General features: G+C 70.9%; 21 protein-coding genes and 1 pseudogene. 11 read left to right on the top strand and 11 right to left on the bottom strand.

Annotation, left to right across the window (positions count from 1 at the left end):
• Together DJ69_RS14640 and DJ69_RS14635 are read left to right on the top strand one after the other, a co-directional pair.
• Window positions 1-1,238, top strand: a pseudogene (locus tag DJ69_RS14640) (ABC transporter permease); the annotation flags it as partial.
• On the top strand, window positions 1,231-2,286 hold the full coding sequence (locus DJ69_RS14635; protein ID WP_099256282.1) for an ABC transporter permease: 1,056 nt from the start codon (window positions 1,231-1,233) through the stop codon (window positions 2,284-2,286). The pseudogene DJ69_RS14640 and the gene DJ69_RS14635, both read left to right, overlap by 8 nt.
• Window positions 2,287-2,631: 345 nt before the next feature.
• Here DJ69_RS14635 and DJ69_RS14630 read toward each other — a convergent pair whose 3' ends face one another.
• On the bottom strand, window positions 2,632-2,973 hold the full coding sequence (locus DJ69_RS14630) for a 2Fe-2S iron-sulfur cluster-binding protein (RefSeq protein WP_099256281.1): 342 nt from the start codon (window positions 2,971-2,973) through the stop codon (window positions 2,632-2,634).
• Window positions 2,974-3,111: 138 nt separating this feature from the next.
• On the opposite strand from DJ69_RS14630, the gene mvaD reads away from it, so the two are divergent.
• On the top strand, window positions 3,112-4,110 hold the full coding sequence (gene mvaD, locus DJ69_RS14625) for a phosphomevalonate decarboxylase MvaD (RefSeq protein WP_099256280.1): 999 nt from the start codon (window positions 3,112-3,114) through the stop codon (window positions 4,108-4,110).
• Window positions 4,111-4,193: 83 nt separating this feature from the next.
• On the top strand, window positions 4,194-4,556 hold the full coding sequence (locus DJ69_RS14620) for a hypothetical protein (protein WP_099256279.1): 363 nt from the start codon (window positions 4,194-4,196) through the stop codon (window positions 4,554-4,556).
• Window positions 4,557-4,585: 29 nt separating this feature from the next.
• Here DJ69_RS14620 and DJ69_RS14615 read toward each other — a convergent pair whose 3' ends face one another.
• From DJ69_RS14615 to dacZ, 6 genes are all read right to left on the bottom strand, one after another.
• Window positions 4,586-6,136, bottom strand: coding sequence for a cryptochrome/photolyase family protein (locus DJ69_RS14615; RefSeq protein WP_099256278.1), 1,551 nt, complete (start codon window positions 6,134-6,136; stop codon window positions 4,586-4,588).
• 39 nt (window positions 6,137-6,175) lie between these two features.
• Window positions 6,176-6,622, bottom strand: a complete 447-nt coding sequence (locus tag DJ69_RS14610; RefSeq protein WP_099256277.1) for a phosphate-starvation-inducible PsiE family protein — start codon at window positions 6,620-6,622, stop codon at window positions 6,176-6,178.
• Window positions 6,623-6,694: 72 nt separating this feature from the next.
• Window positions 6,695-9,124: a DEAD/DEAH box helicase gene (locus tag DJ69_RS14605; RefSeq protein WP_099256276.1), complete on the bottom strand. Its 2,430-nt coding sequence runs from the start codon at window positions 9,122-9,124 to the stop codon at window positions 6,695-6,697.
• 142 nt (window positions 9,125-9,266) lie between these two features.
• Window positions 9,267-9,935 (bottom strand): GNAT family N-acetyltransferase, encoded by a 669-nt coding sequence (locus tag DJ69_RS14600; RefSeq protein ID WP_099256275.1) that lies wholly within the window; start codon window positions 9,933-9,935, stop codon window positions 9,267-9,269.
• Window positions 9,936-10,030: 95 nt separating this feature from the next.
• The gene (locus DJ69_RS14595) at window positions 10,031-10,819 is read right to left on the bottom strand and encodes a mechanosensitive ion channel family protein (protein ID WP_099256274.1); all 789 of its coding nucleotides are present in this window, start codon (window positions 10,817-10,819) and stop codon (window positions 10,031-10,033) included.
• A gap of 5 nt (window positions 10,820-10,824) precedes the next feature.
• Window positions 10,825-11,634 (bottom strand): diadenylate cyclase DacZ, encoded by an 810-nt coding sequence (gene dacZ / locus DJ69_RS14590; RefSeq protein WP_099256273.1) that lies wholly within the window; start codon window positions 11,632-11,634, stop codon window positions 10,825-10,827.
• Between the two features lie 185 nt (window positions 11,635-11,819).
• On the opposite strand from dacZ, the gene DJ69_RS14585 reads away from it, so the two are divergent.
• The 3 genes from DJ69_RS14585 to DJ69_RS14575 all read left to right on the top strand — a co-directional run bounded on the left by DJ69_RS14585 (window position 11,820) and on the right by DJ69_RS14575 (window position 15,075).
• Window positions 11,820-12,932 carry an aldo/keto reductase gene (locus DJ69_RS14585; RefSeq protein ID WP_099256272.1) on the top strand — a complete coding sequence of 371 codons (1,113 nt, stop codon included), beginning with the start codon at window positions 11,820-11,822 and terminating at the stop codon, window positions 12,930-12,932.
• 68 nt (window positions 12,933-13,000) lie between these two features.
• Window positions 13,001-13,723, top strand: a complete 723-nt coding sequence (locus DJ69_RS14580) for a hypothetical protein (RefSeq protein WP_099256271.1) — start codon at window positions 13,001-13,003, stop codon at window positions 13,721-13,723.
• Window positions 13,720-15,075: a hypothetical protein gene (locus DJ69_RS14575; RefSeq protein WP_099256270.1), complete on the top strand. Its 1,356-nt coding sequence runs from the start codon at window positions 13,720-13,722 to the stop codon at window positions 15,073-15,075. The genes DJ69_RS14580 and DJ69_RS14575 overlap by 4 nt, the downstream gene beginning before the upstream one ends.
• Window positions 15,076-15,158: 83 nt before the next feature.
• Here the strand turns inward: DJ69_RS14575 and DJ69_RS18545 are convergent, their stop codons facing one another.
• The gene (locus DJ69_RS18545; protein WP_180271838.1) at window positions 15,159-15,329 is read right to left on the bottom strand and encodes an HVO_0758 family zinc finger protein; all 171 of its coding nucleotides are present in this window, start codon (window positions 15,327-15,329) and stop codon (window positions 15,159-15,161) included.
• 100 nt (window positions 15,330-15,429) lie between these two features.
• On the opposite strand from DJ69_RS18545, the gene DJ69_RS14570 reads away from it, so the two are divergent.
• The 3 genes from DJ69_RS14570 to DJ69_RS14560 all read left to right on the top strand — a co-directional run bounded on the left by DJ69_RS14570 (window position 15,430) and on the right by DJ69_RS14560 (window position 18,478).
• On the top strand, window positions 15,430-16,614 hold the full coding sequence (locus tag DJ69_RS14570; protein ID WP_099256269.1) for an MFS transporter: 1,185 nt from the start codon (window positions 15,430-15,432) through the stop codon (window positions 16,612-16,614).
• A gap of 80 nt (window positions 16,615-16,694) precedes the next feature.
• A complete protein-coding gene (locus DJ69_RS14565; RefSeq protein WP_099256268.1) occupies window positions 16,695-17,897 on the top strand; it encodes a glycosyltransferase family protein in 1,203 nt (400 codons plus the stop codon).
• A 2-nt stretch (window positions 17,898-17,899) separates the two neighbouring features.
• On the top strand, window positions 17,900-18,478 hold the full coding sequence (locus DJ69_RS14560) for a DUF7109 family protein (RefSeq protein ID WP_099256267.1): 579 nt from the start codon (window positions 17,900-17,902) through the stop codon (window positions 18,476-18,478).
• 16 nt (window positions 18,479-18,494) lie between these two features.
• On the opposite strand, the gene DJ69_RS14555 is transcribed toward DJ69_RS14560, so the two are convergent.
• From DJ69_RS14555 to DJ69_RS14545, 3 genes are all read right to left on the bottom strand, one after another.
• Window positions 18,495-18,728, bottom strand: coding sequence for an HPr family phosphocarrier protein (locus tag DJ69_RS14555; RefSeq protein WP_099256266.1), 234 nt, complete (start codon window positions 18,726-18,728; stop codon window positions 18,495-18,497).
• A gap of 69 nt (window positions 18,729-18,797) precedes the next feature.
• Complete coding sequence (locus tag DJ69_RS14550; RefSeq protein WP_099256265.1) at window positions 18,798-20,000, bottom strand: redox-regulated ATPase YchF; 1,203 nt, start codon at window positions 19,998-20,000, stop codon at window positions 18,798-18,800.
• 89 nt (window positions 20,001-20,089) lie between these two features.
• Window positions 20,090-20,347, bottom strand: a complete 258-nt coding sequence (locus tag DJ69_RS14545; protein ID WP_099256264.1) for a DUF5789 family protein — start codon at window positions 20,345-20,347, stop codon at window positions 20,090-20,092.
• 127 nt (window positions 20,348-20,474) lie between these two features.
• On the opposite strand from DJ69_RS14545, the gene DJ69_RS14540 reads away from it, so the two are divergent.
• The coding region (locus DJ69_RS14540; protein ID WP_099256263.1) for a universal stress protein at window positions 20,475-20,954 on the top strand (480 nt) is incomplete at its 3' end.

The following is a 20,954-nucleotide window of genomic DNA, read 5'->3' as shown; positions in this document are numbered from 1 at the left end:
CGGTCGGCGGCGGGGCGTTCGGCGCCGACACGGTCGGATCGCCGGGGTCGATCTCGCCACCCTTCCCGTTCGTCTCGCTGCTCCTCGCGTTCGTCTTCCTCGTCCCCATGAACTTCCTCATTCAGGCGTACGGCTCCTCGGTCCTCGACGAGCGGACGAACCGGCGCGGGGAGCCCCTGCTCGTCACGCCGCTCTCGCCGGTCGACATCGTCGCCGGGAAGACGCTCCCGTACGTCGCTGTCGCGGCGCTCGTCACGACGGCCATCGCGGTCGCCGTCGGCGGCGGGGCGCTCTCGGTGATCGCGGTGCTCCCGGTCGCGGTGACCTTCCTCGCGGCGACGTTCGTCGGCGCCATGTTCGCGCGGTCGTTCAAGGAGCTCACCTTCGTCACGGTGGGGGTGAGCGTCCTCCTCACGACGTACGCGTTCGTGCCGGCGATCTTCACGAACGTGACGCCCGTGGCGCTGGTGTCGCCGCTCACGCTGGTCGTGTTCGACCTGCAGGGCGAGGCGGTCGGGACCGGCGAGGTGCTCTTCTCCATCGGGCCGATGACGGTCGGGGCCGCGCTCCTGTTCGGGCTCGGGCTCGGGGTGTACCGCGAGGAGGACATGTTCACGCAGAAGCCGGTCGGGCGGAAGTTCCTCGACGCGCTGGCGGTGCGTCTCGCGGCGGTCGGGCAGGCGGGCTCCGACCGGGCGCCCCGAGACCGGCTCCGCGCCCTCGCGCCGGTCGCGCTCCTCACCGCCTGCACGATCCCGTTCGTGTTCGTCGCGGAGCTGTTGGCCGTCGCGCTGCTGTTCGCGCTGCCGGTGACGGTGTCGATCCCCGTACTTCTGGTGACGATCGCGTTCATCGAGGAGGTCGCCAAGAGCGTCCACCTCTACGCCGGGTTCGAGCGCGAGGCCTTCGCCCGGACCGACAGGGTCGCCGTCGCGGTCGGGGCGGCCTCGGCGGTCGGCTTCTTCCTCGCGGAGAAGGCCACCGCGGTCGTGCAGGCGGTCGGGCTCACGGAGCTGTACGTCGGTCGCGCGGCCTTCGGGAGCGTGGCCGGGATGGAGGGGCTCCCCCCGATCGCCCTCGCGGGGCTCTTCTTCGCGCCGCTCCTGCTTCACGGGTTCGCGACGACCGTCGCCGCGGTGGGCGCGAGCCGGAGTCGGGCGTACTACGCCCTGACGCTGGCGCTGGCGACGCTGATCCATGCCGCGTACAACTTCGGGGTGGTGCGCGTCTATGCGTAACCGCGACAGCCGGCTGACGATCGCCGGGCGGGAGCTGGCGGGGCTGCGCGCGGAGAAGACGATCCTGCTCGCGATCGGTATCCAGCTGTTCATCGCCGCGTTCTCGTCGTTCCTCGTCGTCGGGCTCGTCTCGATGTACGACCCCGGATCGCTCGGCGGCGCGGAGGTCGAGGTCGCCGGCGCGGGCGACGCCGTGACCGACCTCGAACGCGCCGCGAGCGAGGTCGACGGGGCGTCTGTCACGCGCTACGAGGACGCCGGGGCGGCGCGGCTCGCGTTCGACCGCAGCGCCGCCGACGCGGTGGTGGTCGCGAACCGGAACGACGACGGCGGGATCTCGGTGGTGGTCACCGCCCCGGACGCGACGGTGGAGACCACCGTGATCGTCGTCCAGCTCCGCGACCTGCTCCGCACCTACGAACGGCAGGAGCGCGCGGACCGGGCCGGGTCCCTGAGCGAGTCGCCGCTCCCGCTGCCCGAGCGCACGGGCACCAGCCCGTACTTCACGTTCACGTACACTGTGTTGATCCCGGTGCTCGTCTTCCTCCCCGTCTTCATCTCGGGGTCGCTCGTGGTCGACTCGATCACCGAGGAGATCGACGAGGGGACCTTCGAGCTGCTTCGCGTCGCACCCGTCACGCTCGGGGAGATCGTCGACGGGAAGGCGCTGGCGGCGGTCGCGATCGCCCCCGGACAGGCGCTGCTGTGGCTGCTCCTCCTCCGCGCGAACGGGACGCCCGTCGCCAACGTGCCGTCGATCCTCGTCCTGATGACCGCGCTCACGACCCTCGTCGTCGCGCTCGCGCTCGCCATCGCGGCGCTGGCGCCGGACCGGCGCGCCGCGCAGTTCCTCTACTCGATCGGCGTGCTCGTCCTCTTCGGCGGCGCGACGGCGATGGCCGGCGGTCCCGCGAACGCGGTCGCCCGACTCGCGATCGACAGCGCAGACGCCGCGACGACCGCGCTGGTCGTCGCCTACGTCGGCATCGCCGCGGTCGCGTACGCCGGGGTCCGGCGGCTCGTGGCGGAGAACGGCTTCGAGAAGTGAGCGACGATGGGTTATATATAAACGAGGCGGTGGCGCGCGCCTCCGAGTGGTCGCCTTCGGCGGCCACGAGGAGCGCGTGCGAGGGAGTCGGGAGGGAGCGGGCGACCGTCGGGAGCCCCGAGCGAGCGACGAGGCTGGGGAGGCGTGAGGCGGTGCGGTCGGGCGGGATTCAAAGGGGCAGTCGCCGGCGGCTTTGCCGCCGGCCGCCGGAGGCGCGTAGCGCCTCGCGGCTGGGGCTTTGGAGGTGATCACTGCCGATCCACAGGTGACTATCTGTTACCGATCGGCCGATCGACGACGAACTACAGTTCACTTGAAAGGATAACCCCGCTCGCCCGATACGTCTCAGTCGTCGTCTGCCGCCGCCCCGCCTCCGCCGCCCGCCTCGGTCGCCGCGTCGTCCTCGATGCTCGGCGGGTACTTTCCACGGTCGAGTTTCAGGTCGGACTGCGGCCGCGCCATGCAGGTGAGCGCGTACTCCTCGGCCTCCTCGTCGGTGAGCCCGCGGGCCGCCGGCTGCGTCACCTCGCCCTCGACGATCTCGGCGGAGCAGGCGAGACACATCCCGACCCGGCAGGAGTACTCCTGGGCGATCCCCTCGTCGATGCAGGGCTGGAGGATCGTCTCCGTGTCGGCCACCTCGATCGTCTCGCCGGTGCCGACGAACTCGACGGTGTACTCTGTCATGGCGCGGAGTACCCGCCGACTCCTCAAAAAGGGTTCCCCTCGATCGCGTCGCCGTCGCGGGGACGGAAGAGTATCGACCCGCCGGAGCCCTCCCGACCCATCGCAACGACTAATCCCCCGCCGGACGCTTCCCGAGGTATGACCGAGAAGGCCACCGCGCGAGCCCACCCGATCCAGGGGCTCGTCAAGTACCACGGGATGCGCGACGAGGAACTGCGGCTCCCGTACCACGACAGCATCAGCCTCTGTACCGCCCCGACCGCGACGACGACGACCGTCGAGTGGCAGCCCGACGCGAGCGAGGACACCTACGTCATCGGCGGCGAGGCGGTCGACGGGCGCGCCGCCGAGCGCATCAACATGGTCGTCGACCACGTCCGCGAACTGGCCGGCGTCGACGCCGCCGTCCGGCTGGAGAGCGAGAACTCCTTCCCGTCGAACATCGGCTTCGGCTCCTCCTCGTCGGGCTTCGCGGCGGCCGCGCTCGCGCTCACCGAGGCCGCCGGGCTCGACCTCTCGCTCCCGGAGGTCTCCACCGTCGCCCGCCGCGGCTCCTCGTCGGCGGCGCGCTCGGTGACGGGCGCGTACTCGCGGCTCGACGCCGGGCTCAACGACGAGGACTGCCGCTCGCACCGCCTCGACGTTGGCGTGAGCGAGGACGGTTTCGACCCCGAGGAGGACCTGCGGATCGTCGCCGCGCACGTCCCGGCGTACAAGGAGACGGAAGAGGCCCACCGCGAGGCGGCCGCGAGCCACATGATGCAGGCCCGGACCGCCCACGTGCAGGACCAGCTCGTCGAGATGACCGACGCGCTGCGCGCGGGGGACTTCGACCGGATCTTCGAGACCGCCGAGCACGACTCGCTCTCCCTCACTGCGACCACCATGACCGGGCCGGCGGGGTGGGTGTACTGGCAGCCCGAGACGATCGCCGTCTTCAACGCGGTCCGCGAGCTGCGCGAGGAGGGCGTCCCGGTCTACTTCTCGACGGACACCGGTGCCTCGGTGTACGTTAACACGCTCGCCGACCACGCCGAGGAGGTCGAGAGCCGAATCGCCGAGATCGGTATCGACACCGACATCTGGGAGGTCGGCGGCCCGGCGCGCGTCCTCGACGAGAGCGACGCGCTGTTCTGACGCTCCTCTCCGGAGCGGCTAGCGTTTCGGAGGGGTCGGCGTTTCGGCGCCATTTATCCGTCCGGAAGCCGAATCGCAGGGCCATGTCGCTCATCGGAGAGGCGATCCTGGAGTTCGACGGACCAACGCCCCGCATCGTCGCCGACTTGCGGAGCGTCTCGTTCGAGGTCGAACACGTGCGCGAGAACGTGAAGGACCGCTATTCGGACGCCGACCTCGACGAGGCGTACCAGCTGGTGATGTCGAACCAGATCACGGGTGACGACTTCAAAGAGCTCGTCGGTCGGAGCCAGTACAGGGCACAGACGCTGTTCTTCGACGATCTCGCGGTGTTCCTCTTCCCCTCAGACCGATACGACGCGGTGTTCGCGTCGTTCGACTACGACGACGACTTTCCGGTGAGCGCGCTGGTGAGCGCGGTGTCGGACGCGCAGCGGAAGGAGTGAATGCGGTCCTCGGGGCGACCTGACACCCCCTACTCCTCCGGGTCCTCACCGCGCGCTCGCTTGTACATCGCTAACGCCTCCTCTCGCCGCGCCGAGTGGTCGACGACGGGCGCGGGGTACTCCGGCGCCGCGTTCGCGCGCTGGGTGGGCGACAGCTCGTGCCACTCGTGGATCAGGTCGGCGTCGACGCCGCGCAGTTCGGGGACGTGCGCCTTGATGTACTCCGCGTCGGGGTCGTACCGCTCCCCCTGCGTCATGGGGTTGAAGATGCGGAAGTAGGGCTGGGCGTCGGTTCCCGTGGAGGCCGCCCACTGCCACCCGCCGTTGTCGTTGGCGGTGTCGTGGTCCGCCAGCCGCTCCCTGAAGTGGTCGTAGCCGTGACGCCAGTCGACGAGCAGGTCCTTCGTGAGGAAGGAGGCGACGATCATCCGCACCCGGTTGTGCATGAACGCCTCCTCGCGGAGCTGGCGCATGCCGGCGTCGACGATGGGGTACCCCGTCTCGCCGCGCTTCCACGCCGCGATCTCGTCCGGGTCGTCGCGCCACGCGATCCCCTCCTCGTACGTCTTGTAGTTCTCGGTGACGACCGCCGGGTTGTGGTACAACACCTGCGTGTAGAACTCCCGCCACGCGAGCTGCTGTTGGAACTCTTCGACCGCGGCGACCGGGCCTTCGTCGTCGGCGTCGTCGGTGGATTCCGAACCGCTCTCGGCGCGTTCCGTCGCCGCGTCCAGCGCGCGTTCGGTCGCCTCGTACGCCTCCCGGATCCCGATCTCGCCGTACTTCAGGAAGGCGGACAGGCGAGAGGTCGCCTCGCGGGCCGGGTAGTCGCGCTCCGCCTCGTAGTCGAACACCGGCTCGGCGAGGAACGCGTCGAGCCGGTCCCGGGCCGCCGCGGTTCCGGCGGGGCCGATCGACGCGTCCGGCTCTCCGAACCCCAAGTCGGCGGGTGAGGGGAGGTCACCGACGGCGACGCGCTCGGATTCGACGCCGCCGTCGGCGCGAGCGTCGGCATCCCCTCCGTCGTCCGACCCGACCGCGGCCCGCAACGTCGCCGCGTCGGCGAGGTGGGTCGCCTCGGGCGTCGGCGCCGGCGGATCGGTCTCGCGGTCGGTCCACTTCCTCCAGTAGTAGGTGTACACCGAGTACGGGTCGCCGGCGTTGGTCCGGATCGAGTCCGGGGTGTGTAACACCGCGTCGTGGTGGGCCTCGCGGTCGATCCCGGCCTCGTTGAGCGCTTGCCGAACGCCGGCGTCGCGCTCGCGCGCGAGCCCCGAGTAGTCCCGGTTCCAGACGACGCGGTCGGCGCCGACGGCGGCGGCCAGTCGGGGGAGGACCTCCTTCGGGTCGCCGCGAGCGACGAGGAGGTCGCTGCCGCGCTCGCGGTAGTCGTCCCGCAGCGCCGCGAGCCCGTCGATCAGGCGGCGGACGCGCACGTCGCTCGCGTGGCCGAGCACGTCGGGATCGAAGACGAACACGGGTGCGGCCGGCCCTCGGTCGTCGTCACCCGCGCCGGCCGCGGTCGCGAGTCCGACGTTGTCGGCGGCTCTGAGGTCCCGTCGGTGCCAGAACAGCTCCATGGGGCACCAACGGCCGCGAGGACCGTGAAACCACCGGGATCACAGTTCGAGACGGCCCGGAACGCTCACCCGATCGAGCAGGAAGTACGCGACCGTGAGCGCGAGCACCAGCACGCCGATGGCGACCGCCGCGAGCAGCGCCTCCTCCACCGTGGCGTACTCGTCGAGCCGGTAGCTGATCACGCGCCGGGAGGCGGCGATGATCGCGGCGCTCACGACGATCCGCAGGACGGGCTGACCGCGCGCGTGCGCCACGAGCGTCCGGTGGACCTCGACGATGATCAACAGGAGCAGCACGCTGTCGAGCAACCCCACGACCTCGACGGGGTCAGTGAAATCGCCCGTGACGAGCAGCCGGTACAGCGAGACGAACAGGTCGAACACGCCGATGAGAAACAGGATGAGCAGGAAGTACGCGGCTCCCAACACGAGCCACTCCATCGCCCGGGCCGCGGGATCCGCCGCGTCGTCGAGATCGATTCCCATTGGCGGATCGGTCGGTGTCCGGTAGCAAGTGACTTTGGGTGGACGCCGTCGACGGTCGCGGCGCCGGCTGGATCAGCGATCCGCGTCGCTACCCGTCAACGCCTCCAGCAGCCGAACCGCCGGCGCCTTCGCCAGCGGCTCGTTGGCGTTCCCGCAGTGGGGCGACTGGACGCACGCGGGACAGCCGCCCTCGCAGTCGCAGGTGGCTATCAGCCGGGCGGTGCGAGTCATCAGCTCCTCGATCCGCTCGTGGCCGCGCCGCGTGAGCCCGACGCCGCCGGGGTGGCCGTCGTAGACGAACACCGCCGGGGCGTCGGTGTGCGGGTGGTACGGCGTCGAGATCCCGCCCACGTCGGCGCGGTCACAGAGCAGGTGGAACGGGAACAGCGAGATGATGCCGTGTTCCGCCGCGTGGATCCCGCCGTTGAAGGCGTGGTCGCCGCCGGGCGCGCCGCCGTCCGGAGCGGCCTCGGCGTCGTCGGTCTCGCCCCGTCCGCCCGTGTCGGAGGACCCGCTGTCGATCGGATCGCCGAGCGCGCGCATCTCCGACTCGACATCGGTCGGCACCGGGAAGTACAGCGCCTTCGTCCGCAGCGTCGTCTCCGGCAGGTCCAGCGTCGACTCCCCGAGCGACTCGCCGGTCTTGGTGTCCTTTCGGACGAACCCCGTGATCCGCTCCGTCACCGTCACGTCCGCGAACCGAACGGGCACGTCCGGGCGGGCCGACAGCGCGCGCTCGCCGAGGTCCTCGTTCACGACGATGTCCTTCTCCGTGAGCGGCTGCGTGTAGTAGTCGGCCCACGAGGACTGCAGTTCGGCCACGTCGCGCTCGAGGTCCAGGTTCGTCACCTCGTAGGTGCGCCCCTGCTGGTGGTAGATGGCGCCGGGGTGCGCGTCGCGGAGCGCGTCGCCGAACCCGAGCGAGGCGAGCGTCTCGCTGCGCGAGGCATCGATCAGGTCTATCTCGCGGTCCCCGGCGGTCCGGAGGCTCACCGACTGTTGCGGGCTCGACGACCCCGCGTGAGTCCAGCGGGTGCCGTCGGCGGCCTCCCGCCGCGTCAGGGTTCCCTCGTCGGTCAGATCGGCGACGACGCCGGGGAACGACTCGCCGAAGAACCGCTCGTCGGCTGGCGAGAGCCAGCTCTCGTCGGCCGCGCAGGCGACGTGACCGGGGAGCAGCCGGTCGTTCTCGGGGTCGCAGATCGCGTCCTCCGGCGGCGCCTCGAAGAAGTCGGTCGGATTGCGCATCAGGTACTGGTCGAGCTGGTCCTCGCCGCCGACCATCACGACGAGCGCGGGGTCGTCGCCGCGGCCCGCCCGGCCCGCGCGCTGGTGCGCCGACATCCGCGTGCCGGGGTAGCCGTCGAGGATGACGGCGTCGAGGCCGCCCACGTCGACGCCGAGTTCGAGGGCGCTCGTCGACCAGACGCCCCGGAGGTCGCCGGCGTGGAGGTCCGCCTCGATCTCGCGGCGCCGGTCGTCGGTGAGGGCCGCCTGATACGCGCCGACCTTCGACGCGAGGTCGCGCTCGCCCCGCTCCCGGAGGTCGCTCGCGCTGTCGGTCGCGTACTGCTCGGCGGTCTGTCTGGCCCGCGTGAACGTCAGCGTCTGCGCGCCGGCGGTCACCAGATCGACGAAGAGCCGCTTGCTCTCGGCGTGGCTCGACTTCCGGCGACCGCTCCCGCGCTCCCGCCAGTCGTCGTCGTACTCCGGCGGGTTCCACAACACCCAATCGCGCGGCCCACGCCCCGACGCGTCCTCGTCGACGAGAGTGATCCCCGCGGGGTCGCGACCGGTCACGGTCGCGACGTGTTCGACGGGGTTGTTGATCGTCGCCGAACAGCAGACGAACTGCGGGGTCGACCCGAACCGCTCACAGGTCCGGGCGAGCCGGCGCAGGGTCAGGGCGACCTGCGAGCCGAACACCCCGCGGTAGCTGTGAACCTCGTCGATCACGACGTACTCCAGCGACGAGAAGAACCAGTCCCACAGGCGGCCGGCGTACGGGAGCAGCGCGTAGTGGAGCATGTCCGGGTTCGACAGCAACACCGTCGGCTCCCGGTCGCGCACCGCCCGCTTCTCGGACCGCGAGAGCCGGCCCGTGTACGACTCGACCGAGACGCCGCTCCCGAAGCCCAGCCCGTGAGCGAGCGCCGACAGCGACTCCTCCTGGTCCGCGATAAGCGCGTTCTGCGGCCCGATGTAGAGGGTTCGCCCCCCGTGATCCATCGCCGCCTCGAAGGCGGGGACGGTGTACGCGAGCGACTTGCCGCTCGCGGTCTCGGTGGCGAGCACGGCGTCGTCGCCGTCGCGGACCGCCTCGATCGCCTCGGCCTGGTGGCGGTAGAGGCGGTCGATCCCGTCCTTCGCGAGCGCGTCCGCCATCCGGGGCGCGAGGTCAACGTCGCGGTACGCCGGCTCGCGGGCGGGCAGACGGCGGTGCTCCGCGATCTGTCCCTCGTAGAACGGTCGGTTCCGCAGCCACTCGATGGCGTCCTCCACGGCTACGGTATCGTGGGGGCCGCCGGGCCTAATCGTTGCGGTCAGGGCGGTGTGTGTGGCGCGGTCGAGGCGATGGGACGCTGTGTGTCTGGCGCGGTTGGGGCGGTGAGGCGCTGTGGATCCGAGTCCCCCTCGTTCGATCCTAATCGTCTGCGCCCGCGACCCGCGACCCGCCGGCTTCGATCGGGACCGGTTCCCGCGGAAGCGGCTCGGATGGCCCCTCGCGAGCGAGCGGCGGCAAGCGGACCTCGGTGGCGATCGGGTGGTCGAGGTCGAGCGTCATCCGGATGTCCCCCCTGCGGTCGGCGAGCTCGAAGCCGACGGTCCGGTAGACGCTCCGCGCGACCCGGTTCCCGCTCTCGACGTGGAGTTCGAGCCCCTCGCGCCCGCCGGAAGCGGCGTCGGCGATCACGTGGCGACAGAGCTCCGTACCCACGCCCCGCCCCTGCATCGTGGGGTGAACGAAGACCGCGAGTTCGGGGCGGGCCGCGTCGGTCGGCGTGTACATGGCGTGGCCGAACAGTTCGCCGTTCCGCTCGGCGACGACGTTGCTCCCGTCGGCGAGCATCGAGTCGAGCCAGTCGGCCCGGCGGTTCCGGGTCACCGGCGGGAGCCCCTGTGCGCGGTCCGCCGTCCCGAACCCCTCGTACATCTCCGCGAGGGCCGCGGCGTCCTCGGCGACCGCGGGGCGGATCGTCCACCGGGCGCCCCGTTTGTCCACGAAGCGCGGACAGCGCGGCGGACAGTGGATCGTCCCCTCGCACTCGCTGCCGTCCCAGCCGTCGCAGGCGGCGGTGGCGTGGTGGCTCATGGGTGATAGTCGATCCCCCGCGGAGTTATACCGTGATAGCTGCTCCCACTGTGTGGGAACGGTGAGGAGAGGCGAGTGGCTGTTCGGCTCGGTCCTCACTCCCGAATCAGGACGATCCCGTCGCGGAACACCGAGTGGTTCGGCACCACGTGCTCCTCGCCGTCGGCCTCGATGAGGGTGACGAACAGGTCCACCTCCTGCACGATGCCGCGCTCGCCGGCGACGCGGACCTCGTCGCCGATCCCGTACGGCTGCCGGAGGAGGAGGAACACCCCGGCGGCCGCGCTGGCGACCAGGTCCTTCGTCGCCAGCGCGGCGAACAGCACGACGGCGAGCGCGAACGCCCCCAACAGCACGATCAGCGCGAGCGTCTGTACCCCGACCTGCCCGAGCGCGATCAACACCGCGACGTACACGACGCTGTACTTCACGAGCGGCGGCAACACGCCGAGTTCGGGGAGTTTGATCCCCCGGAGCCGCTCGGTGACGAGCAGTTCGGCCTTGTCGCCCACGACGATGCCGACGATGAGAACCACGGCGGCGACGAACAGCCGCGGGAGGAACGCCGCGACGCCCGACCAGAACTGTTCGAGGTAGTTGACGTCGGCGACGGTCAGCGCGATGATGACGGTGACGGCGACGATGAAGTAGCTCGACAGCTTCGCCAAGATACGCACCGTCGAGGTGTCGAACTCGCGGGCGGTGCGCTCGAAGGCGGTCCCCTCGATCACTTCCGGGACGCCCGCGCGGGTGAGCAGACGGCGGTTGATCACGCCGACGACGTACGCCGCCAACAGCCCGAACAGCAGCACGAACAGGGCGAGCCAGAGCCGGTCCGGGACCGCCGCGACGAACTCGGAGAGCCGTGTCGATACCGCTGACATCTCGATCAGTACTCCTCCGGATCGATCTCCAGGACGAGTTCTCCCGCCTTGAACGCCCGCACGAGCCCGTCAGACTCGGAGAGGACGATCGCGGTCGCGTTCGTGTCCCGGGTGATCGCCCCGCCGGCCATGTGGCGCGCGCCCAGCCCCTTCGGGATGTCGACCCCCTCCGCTCCCGGTTCGAGGTAGCGGTACGCGGAGACGATCTTCCCGGAGTCGGAGACGACGAACGCGCCGTCGAGCCGCGAGAACTCCTTCAGCATCACGTTGACGATGGGGTCGCCCACGTGGACGTGCGACTTCTCGAAGGGGTTGTACGACAGCGGGCGGGACTTGTTCATCACCTTCCCCGCGTCGCCGACGACGAACAGCGCGCCCACCGGCTTCCCCTTCTGCCCCTTCTGTCCGAGCTCGATCGCGACCTCGAACACGTCGCGGATCACGCTCGGCTCCGCCCGGGAGTTGACGAACAGGTCGTAGATTCCGGTGTGGACCGTCTCGTCGACGGTCACCCGGACGACGGCGTCCGATCCGCCGTCGAAGACGGACGCGATACAGACCACCTCGTCCCCCTGGGAGACGAGGTCGTCGTCCATCGCCCCCTCGATGCCGAACCGGATCCGGTCTTTGACGTTGTCGAACGGGAGCGGGAGCTCGACGAACACCTCGGCGTCGATGTCGTTGTCCGGCGCGACGACGACGACCTCGGTGTCGCCGTCCTCGAACCGATCGTAAAACGAGTTCGTCGGCGAGAACAGCAGCACCGCGTCGGCGTCCTCGACGAGATCGGACAGGTGGTCGGTGAGCGAGGCCATTGGCTCACGGTCTCTCGGACGACGTATAGTCGTTGCGTCGGCGTCATGCGAGCGTCTGACGCCGAGAGCGGCGACAGGCGGAGTGACTGAGGCGTGACGGCGGAGTGGCTGAGGCGTAACGGCGGAGGGCCCCGAGGGGGACTTCCCGCGCGACTTTTACCCGCGAGGTGACTACTCGAGCGCGTATGGCGACCCGCGAGGCCCTCTGGGACTACCGCGACGAGTTCGGCGACGCCTTCGGGCGCACCTACTTCCGCCGGTTCGGCCCCGGCGTGACCTCCAGCATCGGGCTCGGGACGTACCTCGGTGCCCCGACGCCCGCCGTCGACGACGCCTACCGCGAGGCGATCGACCTCGCGCTCCGCTCCGGCGTGAACCACGTCGACACCGCCGCAAACTACCGGTGTGGGCGCGCCGAGCGCGTCGTCGGGGAGGCCGTCCGGGACTCCCCGATCGACCGCGACGCGGTCGTGGTGGCGACGAAGGGCGGGTTCCTCCCGTTCGACGGCGAGCGGCCGGCCGATCCCGCCGCGTTCGTCCGCGAGCGGTTCGTCGAGCCCGGGATCGTCGCACCCGGCGACCTCGCGAACGGGTCGCACGCGATCGCGCCCGACTATCTGGCGTGGTCGCTCGACCGTTCGCTGGACCGACTCGGGCTCGACACGATCGACTGTTACTACGTCCACAACCCGGAGACGCAGCTGGGGACACGCTCCAGGAGCGCGGTGTACGACCAGTTGGAGGCGGCCTTCGAGGTCCTTGAGCGGCGACGCGTCGCCGGCGACATCGGGGCGTACGGCGTCGCGACGTGGGACGCGTTCCGGGTCCCCGAGGGCGAGGAGCGGTACCTCTCGCTCGCGGAGGTGCTCTCGCGGGCCGAGGCCGCCGGCGAGGCGGTCGGCCCCGACGACGACCACGGGTTCGAGGCGATTCAGCTCCCCTTTAACGTCGCGATGGCGGACGCGTTCACCCGGCGGAACCAGCGCCCGCCGGGAGGCGGAGCGGACGCGGCGCCGGTCTCGGCGCTGGAGTTCGCCCACGAGGCCGGACTCTCCGTGGTGACGAGCGCGAGCATCGGGCAGGGCGAACTCGCCGTCGACGGCGCGATCCCGAGCGACGTCGACGCGACGCTCGCCGGCGAAACGCCGGCCCAGCGCGCGCTCAACTTCGCCCGGAGCGCGCCGGGCGTCACCTCGTCGCTCGTCGGCGCGAGCGACCTCGATCACCTCCGCGAGAACGTCGCCGCCGGGACGTTCGACCCCCTCGGCGCGTCGGCGTTCGACGCGGTGTTCGAGTAGGCGCGGAGACCGAACCGGGGGAGGCGGCCGGGAAAAGAGGTTTGGCAGGACCGGTCCAAGCCGTACGCATGTCCCCCACGCGGCGAGCCCTCCTCCGGAGCGCGTCACTCGGTGCGATCGCGATCGGCGGGTGTCTCGGCACGGAGAGTCGCGCCGACGGCTCGAATCCGGCAGCCGAACAGGAATCGGCCTCGGGTAGAGACGACGATCCGACCCTGCTGAAGGTCCGGAACCCCGGCGGCGAGGCAGTCGTCGTCGACCTCGCTGTCGGAAGCGACGAGGACGGCGGTGAGGGCGCGACCACCGACCCCGCCCCGGTCGGGCGCGAGATCGTGACGAGCGACGAGCGAGCGGCCGAGCTGACGGTCGCCGCGGGCGTCGCCGAGGAGGGGCGGGCGCGGGTCCGGTCGTTCCTCGACGAGACCGACTACGAGACGGAGTCGGTGTTCGTCGCTCGCGCCGGCATCGAGTCGTGTTACCGGTACCGGATCCGGTCGGTGTCGTGGCGGCCGGGCCACGTCGAGTACGAGTACTGCCGCGAGCTCCGGCCCCCCGACGCGGAGTGCGAGGCCGACAGGCGGGACGCCGTCGGGCTCCTGTTCCGGCTGCCCGCCGCCTTCGACTCGCCGCTCCGCGGGTCGGGGTCGAGCGGGCGGTCGCCCTGTCGGACCGTCGAGACCCGGTACGACCGGATCGACGCGAACGCGACCGTTCCGGGGAACGACACGGCGCTCGGTGAGACGGACCACCCCGGATCGGCCGACGGCGGGACAGGGGGTGACGGCTCGTGACGCGGCGCGTCACCCGCCGCGGCGCGCTGGCGGCCGGCGCGCTCGCGCTGGCCGGGTGTCTCGACGGCGGTCGCGGCCGCGGGCAGCGGTTCTGGGACGACCCGCCGTCGCTCGACACGGACGGGGTGTCGCGCGCACTCGCGGCGCCGGTTCCCGACCGACCGCGGCTCGTCCCGGTCTCGATCGAGCCGGCCGTCTCGGCCGCGTTCGCGGACCGGGTCGACCGCCTCCTCGAACCGATCCCCGCTCCGCTACCGGCGGAGACGCTCCCGAACGGCGCGATCCGCGAGCAGATCGCGACGGGGCGCGATGAGGCCCGGGCGGCGCTCCCGGCGCCGGAAGAGTCGCTCGTCCCGATTCGGCGGGCGGAGCGGTTCGCGGCCGCGCGGGGTCACGCCGCGACCGCGGTCGGCACGTGGGCCGCCGTGACGACCGAGGGCGACCCGGAGGAGGTGACGGCCGGCGTGGGGACGGTCCGGCATCGGACCGCCGAGACGCTGGAGACCCTCCCGGGAGAAGCGTCGGACCCCCTCGCCGGAGCCGCCGTGTACGGGCCGATCGAGCGCTGGCTCGACACCGCTCGGCGGCGGGACCTCGTCGGCGGGTCTGGCGAGATCGCGGGAAGCGCGAACCCGCTTCGCACCGGGGAGACGGTCGGCGAGGCCGAGCGGGTGCAGTCGCACGTCGAGATCGGTCGGTATCTCCGAAACCGGTACGAGAGGTCGCTCTCCGAGCCGCGATCGGTGGACGCCCCCCTCCGGGAAGCGGCGGAGCGCGTCGGCGCCGCGATCGGCGACCGGCTCCGAGAGCTCCACGGCGACGACACCGACCGGCTCCGACAAAACCCCGGGACCGAGGCGTTCCTCGACGACCGACCGGTCCCGCGCGACGCGCCGAGCGTCTCGCTGCTGTCCGGTGCTGTCTACCGGACCTTCGACGAACTCCGGTTCGACCCAATCCCGGTCGACGACTGGACACCGGACCACCCGGCGACCGCGCTCACCCGAACGGCGCTCGCGCGGGTCCGGCTGCGCGCGCTTGACGCCCTCGCCGCGCGGATCGAGGAGGGGGAGACGATGTTCCCGACCGACGCTGCCGCTGTCGGCGGTGCGCGTGACGACGCGACCGAAGCGGTGGAAAAACTCGCGACGAGCGCGAACCCGCTGGCGCGGTGGCTCGGGGGGCAGTTCCGGTCCCTGTTCGCTGAACACGACGCCGTGCTCGCGGAGGGCGACCCCGAGGCCCGCCCGGTCGCCGAGGCGTTCGCCGGGTACCAGTGGATCGGTCTGGTCGCCGACGAAGCGGGCCCCGTGCTGTCGTCGGTGAACGACGCGATCGACTCGGTCGGCTGAGCACGGGGGCAGCTGAAAGCGAAGGAACCAGATACGCGGGGACGCGGGACGGCCGGTTCAGGCGGCGGTTCGGCCGACCGGGGTCAGCGAAGCTCTTTGAACTCGGCCTTGCACTCGGGACAGATGCGGACGGAGAACACCTCGTCCGGGTCGTTCTTCTTCTTGAGTACCTTCTCGCAGTCGGCGCAGTTCAGCCGCTCGTAGGTGTCCTTGAACAGGTCGCCGTCGCGAAGCCCCTTCCGCGTCGATTTCATGACTCGACGTTGATCGCGTGACGGTATAAAAACCCCGTCCGACGGCGGTCGGTCGCGTCCCTTTCGCAACTCTTGTCTCCCGCCGCCGACAACGCCGCCTGTGTCACGGAGTCGGCTGTTCGGATCGCTGTGTGCGATCGTCTTCCTCGTCAACTTCGCGCGGGTGGTGTTCGCGCCGCTCGTGGGCGAGTTCATCGGCGAGTTCGCGATCGGCGAGGGGACGGCGGGGATGATCGTCACCCTCGCGTGGCTCGGCTCGGCCGCCCCGCGGCTCCCGGCGGGATGGGCGCTCACGCGCTTCTCCCGACAGTACGTGATCCTCGTCTCCGGAGCGATGCTGACGCTCGGCGCGCTCGGCGTCGCGATCGCGCCCGGCGTTCCGACGCTGATGACGGCCGCGTTCGCGATCGGCCTGGCCTCCGGCGTCTACTTCGTCGCCGCCAACCCCTTCATCGCGGAGCTGTTCCCGACCCGCGTCGGGCGGGTGATGGGCGTACACGGGATGGCGAGCCAGCTCGCCGCGGTCGCCGCCGCGCCGGTCGTCACGGTCGCGCTCTGGTACGACTGGCGGCTCGCCTTCTACGGGCTCGCGGTCGTCGCCGCCGCCTCCACCGCCGTCTTCGTCCTCTTCGCCCGCCGGACGGACCTCCCGGACGCCGGCGCGGGCGACACCGACTTCCTCGCCGGCGCGCGCTCCGAGTGGAAGCTGATCCTCGCCGGCGTCGTCCTGATGGGACTCACGAGCTTCGTCTGGCAGGGGCTGTTCAACTTCTACGAGCTGTACATGATCGATAAGGGGATCCCGGAAGCGACCGCTCGGAACCTGCTGACGGTGATCTTCGCCGCGGGCGTCCCGGCGTTCCTCGTCTCGGGGGACCTCGCCGATCGGCTCCCGCACGTTCCGTTCCTGCTCGGTATCGTGTCGACGTTCCTCGCCGGGGTGATCCTCGTGGTAGTCTCCTCGAGCACGATCGCGGTCGTCGCCGCCAGCGTCGTCGTCGGGTTCGCGATCCACATGCTGTTTCCCGCGAGCGACACCTACCTGCTCGCGTCGCTGCCCGACGAGTCGCGGGCGTCGGCGTACGCCGTCTACTCCGCCGGGATGATGACGACGCAGGCGGCCGGCTCGTGGGTCGTCGGCGAGGCGATCGAGGCCGGCGCCGGCTACGACGCGGTGTTTCTCTCGCTGTCGGGGGGGCTCGCGCTCGTCATCGCCGCGTACGCGGTGCTCGAGTACGCCGGGCGCGTTCCCGGCGGCGCCGCTGGCGCGGAGCGCGTCGCCTGACCGGCGTCTCCCGCGGCGCGACCGGCACGGAAGCACGGGTATCGCACCTATTTAGGGCGTCCCGCCCGTGTAGTGGGTAGATGGAGTACGTACAAGAGCGCGTGACCACGCTGCACGCGTTGACCGACCACCGGCCGGACGCCCCGACCGGCCGGGCGGCGGTCGTCGTGCCGATGACGGAGCGCGAGTACGGGACGCTCGCCGCCGATCGGGTCCTGGCGGCGCTGGAGGCGGTCGATCCGGCGCGGGTCATCGTCCCCCTCCGCGCGCCCGCCGAGCGCGTCGGGCCCTTCGCCGACTGGCTCGACGGGTTCGACGTGACCGTAGAGCCCCTCTGGTGCGGCGGGCCGCGACTCACGGAGCTGCTCGCGGCCCGCGGTCTCGACGGGAGCCGCGGGAAGGGGCGGGACGTGTGGCTCGGGCTCGGTCGCGCCTTAGAGGAGGAGTTCGTCGTCGTCCACGACGCCGACACGAAGACGTACTCGCCCGAGTTCGTCACCCGACTGCTGTTCCCGCTCGCGCACGGCCACGAGTTCTCGAAGGGGTACTACGCCCGCGTCGAGGACGGGGCGCTGTACGGGCGGCTGTTCCGGCTGTTCTTCAGACCGCTGGTCCGCGCGCTCGCCGACGCCACCGAGCGGCGGGAGGCCGGAGTGTTGGAGTACCTCGACTCGTTCCGCTACGCGCTCGCCGGGGAGTTCGCGGCGACGACCGACCTCGTCTCGCGGCTCCGCGTCCAGCGGGGCTGGGGACTGGAGGTCGGGACGCTCGGCGAGACGTTCGCGCACGCCGGCTTCGCGGGGAGCGCGCAGGTCGATCTGGGCCGGTACGAACACGATCACCGGTCCGTCGACGGCCCGACCGGGCTCGCCGACATGAGCCGGGCGGTGGGTGAGGCGACCCTCCGCGCGGTCGAGGGCGCCGGCGTCGAGATCGAGTACGACGCGCTCGCCGACCGCTACCGCGAGGCGGCCGACGGGCTGATCCGCGGCTACGAGACCGACGCCGCGTTCAACGGGCTCGACTACGACCGCGCGGCCGAACGCGAGCAGGTCGCGACGTACGCGGACGCACTCGGACCGCCGGGGCCGGACACCCGCCTGCCGGCGTGGCGCGATGCCCCCGTCACGCCCGCGGAAATCGCCGACGCGGCCCGGGCCGACCTCGCGGCGGTTCGGGAATCGGGGTCGGGGAGTCCGGACCGGTCGGATCAGAAGGCGGGAGATATCGACCGGCCGCGGCGAGCAGACTCGGGCGCCGACGCAGCGCCGGGGGAGGACTGATCATGGACGGCGACCCCAGCGTCGCCGCCCGCGACGACCTCGCCGGCGTGGTGGACCTGTTCGAGTGGCTCACCCGCGAGGAGCTGTCGCGGGCGCTCTCGGAGCTCGCGTTCAAACAGCGCGCCGAGGTCGACGACGAGGCCATCGCCGCCGCCATCGACGTCGCGGTCGCGGAGTACGCGCTCGTCGCCGCGCCGCCGGGGGCGCTCGCGGAGGCCGGCGCGGGGGCCGGGCCGGAGGCGGTGGCGGATCCGGGCGACGTGGGAGACGCCGACGGCGAGGGTGAGATCCCCGACGGCGACGCGATCGCCCTCGCCGTCGGCCCGGCGGCGTTCCCGTCGCTGCCGGCGGACGCCGAGGATCTCCCGCACATTCTCGACGTTCCCGATCGAGAGGTCGACCGGGAGACGCTCTCCGGGGCGGTGTTGGAGCGGCTGTCCGCGGACGCGGTGGCCGCGATCGGGGCGGGCGACGCGGAGCGACTGGAGCTGCTCGCCGACGTGACCTACGACATCGAGGCGTGGGCGCCCGTCGACGCCGGCGACATCCGCGAGCGGATCGTCGACGAATTGGACGCGTAGGGGCCGGTACTCATCTTTAATGGCGTCGAGAGTACCATGGACGTTGATTATGAAGAAGCTGATCAACGACCCGGACGACGTTCAGCCCGCTCACCGAGAGCATGCTGTCGGCGCGGACGAGCCCGTCGTCCCCGTCCTCGGCGCGACCGATCGACACGTCGGCGTCGAACCGGCTCGCAGCCTGCACCAGCTTCGAGGGCGGGCGGGCGTGAAGTCCGGCCTCGGGGACCACCGTGACGGTACGTTCCATACGAACGAGTAGGCGCGGTGTGGCCTTATAAGTGAGTTCGACGGGCGGCCGGTCTCGCTCGACGACGGCTTACGGCGCGGCCTGCTTCGTCGAGACCAGTTCGATCACGTCGCGGTGGGAGAGCTCGTGGTCGGTGCCGACCTGTCGGCCGCTCCGGCAGTCCGTGCCGTGGAGGAGCCCCTCGCCGATGTCGGAGTGGATGTGGAACGCGAAGTCCTCGGTCGTCGATCCGCCCGGGAGGATGAAGCAGTCGCGGAAGACGCCCTTCTCGTCTTTGCTCCCGTTCGCGGAGCCGGGGAAGACGGCGATACAGCCGAGCACGTCGAAGACGGCGGCTTCGAGCGCGCCCTGCACGCCGGTCCCGTCGTACTCGGCGACGAACTCGCCGATCTGATCGAGGCCCGCCGCCTGCTCGCCGGAGACGTCACCGACGAGATCGAACTCGCTCTCGCCGGGCGTGTAATCGACGACGCCGGCGTCGTCCGCGTTCTTCAGCGCCTTCTCGGCGTGGGCGCTCGCGGGGACGAACGAGAGGTGGTCGTAGTCGGGGTCGGTCGTGATCTCCTCCCAGTTCGCCTGCGCCTCGGGGGTGTCCATCTTGTTGGCGGCGACGACCATCGGCTTCGTCCGCTTGCGGATCTCGCGGGCGAGGGCCGCCTTGTCCGCCTCGTCCCACGTCTCGGGGTCGAGTTCGAGCCCCTCGGCGAGGATCACCTGCTTCATCCGGTCCTTGTCGATGCCGAACGCGGACATCTGCTCGGCGAGCTCCGCCTCGATGGCGGCGTCCGCGCCGTGATAGCGCGTCTCGAACTTCTCGAGCCCCTTCTCCAACACGTCGAGGTACCACGCGTCGAGCTCCTCCTCCAAGAAGTCGATGTCCTCGCGCGGGTCGTGGCCCTCGGTGGCCTCGCCCTCGATGTCGGTGGTGCCGGAGAAGTCGACGACGTGGATCAGCACGTCGGTCTCGTTGAGGTCCGTGAGGAACTGGTTGCCGAGCCCGCGCCCCTCGTGGGCGCCCGGGACGAGGCCGGCGACGTCGACCAGTTTGACCGGGACGAAGCGGGTTCCCTCGCGGCAGACGCCGACGTTCGGCGTGCAGGTCTCCTCGAACTCGGGGGCGGCGCAGTCGACGCGGACGTACGCCTCGCCGACGGTCGGGTCGATCGTGGTGAACGGGTACGCGCCCTCGGGCACGTCGTTCATGGTCGCGGCGTTGAAAAACGTCGACTTCCCGACCGAGGGTTTGCCGACGAGACCGATCCGGTAACTCATTACTATCAGTGCGCGATCCACGGTGAAAAGCGATGCGAGACGCGCCGTGGCGTGCGTACAGGTGACGAGGGACGAGGGATCGGGAGCCGTCAGGCGTCGCCGTCCGACTGCCCCGGTTCCCCGAGCGCCTCGACCGGGAGCACGTTCTGAAGCGCGGCGAAGGCGTCCTCGGCGCTCTCGAACCGCTCTTGGTCGATGTCGGCCACGAGGGCCCCGAGGTCGGCGTCGCCGTCGGCGAACAGGACGGTCGTGCCCGCGCAGGACTCGGAGAGGGACTCACGCGCAATCGGGAACGATCGATCCGCGAACTCCTCTTGCACGTGTGAGAGGTTGATTTCGGATGTCATGGCGTAGATATCGGCACGCGAGGGCTTAAGCGCACGCCTCGTCGGAATCCCGACGGCTCCGCCGCGTGAGAACCGGCAAAACGCGCAAAGAGTTATGTGCCGGCATCACCCTGATCCATGTGAACGTATGACTCTGTACGATCGGATCCTCGTCCCGACCGACGGCTCCGCCGAGGGGAAGCGAGCGGTCGCACACGCGATCGACCTCGCGTCGGTCCACGGCGCGAGCGTCCACACGCTGTACGTGGTCGACACGGCGAGCTACGCGGGGATGCCGATGGAGAGCTCGTGGGAGGGAGTCGGCGACCTGCTCCGGGACGACGCGAAGCAGGCTGTCTCGGAGGTCGAAACCCTCGCGGCGAAGACCGACGTCGGCGTCGAGACGGCTGTCGCGGAGGGCACCCCGAGCAAGGAGATCATTCGGTGTGCCGAAGACAACGGCTGCGACCTGATCGTGATGGGGACGCACGGACGGGGCGGGATCGACCGCCTCCTCCTCGGGAGCGTCGCTGAGAAGGTGGTCCGGGGGTCGAGCGTCCCCGTGCTGACGGTGCGATTAGACGGCGACGTGCCGGGGGAAGCGACCGAGGAGAAGGCGGTCGATCCC

It is taken from the genome of Halorubrum persicum, assembly GCF_002727125.1.
GTDB classification, from domain to species: Archaea; Halobacteriota; Halobacteria; order Halobacteriales; family Haloferacaceae; genus Halorubrum; species Halorubrum persicum.
The sequence above is the reverse complement of the archived record's forward strand: the minus strand, read 5'-3'. Positions and strand labels throughout refer to the sequence as shown.

Bases quoted from the DNA above. Each gene is read 5' to 3' on its own strand.
- DJ69_RS14615 (WP_099256278.1), bottom strand. From the start codon at position 6,136: ATGGAGCTGTTCTGGCACCGACGGGACCTCAGAGCCGCCGACAACGTC.
- DJ69_RS14610 (WP_099256277.1), bottom strand. From the start codon at position 6,622: ATGGGAATCGATCTCGACGACGCGGCGGATCCCGCGGCCCGGGCGATG.
- DJ69_RS14560 (WP_099256267.1), top strand. From the start codon at position 17,900: ATGGACGGCGACCCCAGCGTCGCCGCCCGCGACGACCTCGCCGGCGTG.
- DJ69_RS18545 (WP_180271838.1), bottom strand. From the start codon at position 15,329: ATGAAATCGACGCGGAAGGGGCTTCGCGACGGCGACCTGTTCAAGGAC.
- DJ69_RS14600 (WP_099256275.1), bottom strand. From the start codon at position 9,935: ATGAGCCACCACGCCACCGCCGCCTGCGACGGCTGGGACGGCAGCGAG.
- DJ69_RS14580 (WP_099256271.1), top strand. From the start codon at position 13,001: ATGTCCCCCACGCGGCGAGCCCTCCTCCGGAGCGCGTCACTCGGTGCG.
- DJ69_RS14630 (WP_099256281.1), bottom strand. From the start codon at position 2,973: ATGACAGAGTACACCGTCGAGTTCGTCGGCACCGGCGAGACGATCGAG.
- DJ69_RS14585 (WP_099256272.1), top strand. From the start codon at position 11,820: ATGGCGACCCGCGAGGCCCTCTGGGACTACCGCGACGAGTTCGGCGAC.
- DJ69_RS14595 (WP_099256274.1), bottom strand. From the start codon at position 10,819: ATGTCAGCGGTATCGACACGGCTCTCCGAGTTCGTCGCGGCGGTCCCG.
- DJ69_RS14635 (WP_099256282.1), top strand. From the start codon at position 1,231: ATGCGTAACCGCGACAGCCGGCTGACGATCGCCGGGCGGGAGCTGGCG.
- dacZ (WP_099256273.1), bottom strand. From the start codon at position 11,634: ATGGCCTCGCTCACCGACCACCTGTCCGATCTCGTCGAGGACGCCGAC.
- DJ69_RS14620 (WP_099256279.1), top strand. From the start codon at position 4,194: ATGTCGCTCATCGGAGAGGCGATCCTGGAGTTCGACGGACCAACGCCC.
- DJ69_RS14565 (WP_099256268.1), top strand. From the start codon at position 16,695: ATGGAGTACGTACAAGAGCGCGTGACCACGCTGCACGCGTTGACCGAC.
- mvaD (WP_099256280.1), top strand. From the start codon at position 3,112: ATGACCGAGAAGGCCACCGCGCGAGCCCACCCGATCCAGGGGCTCGTC.
- DJ69_RS14555 (WP_099256266.1), bottom strand. From the start codon at position 18,728: ATGGAACGTACCGTCACGGTGGTCCCCGAGGCCGGACTTCACGCCCGC.
- DJ69_RS14550 (WP_099256265.1), bottom strand. From the start codon at position 20,000: ATGAGTTACCGGATCGGTCTCGTCGGCAAACCCTCGGTCGGGAAGTCG.
- DJ69_RS14545 (WP_099256264.1), bottom strand. From the start codon at position 20,347: ATGACATCCGAAATCAACCTCTCACACGTGCAAGAGGAGTTCGCGGAT.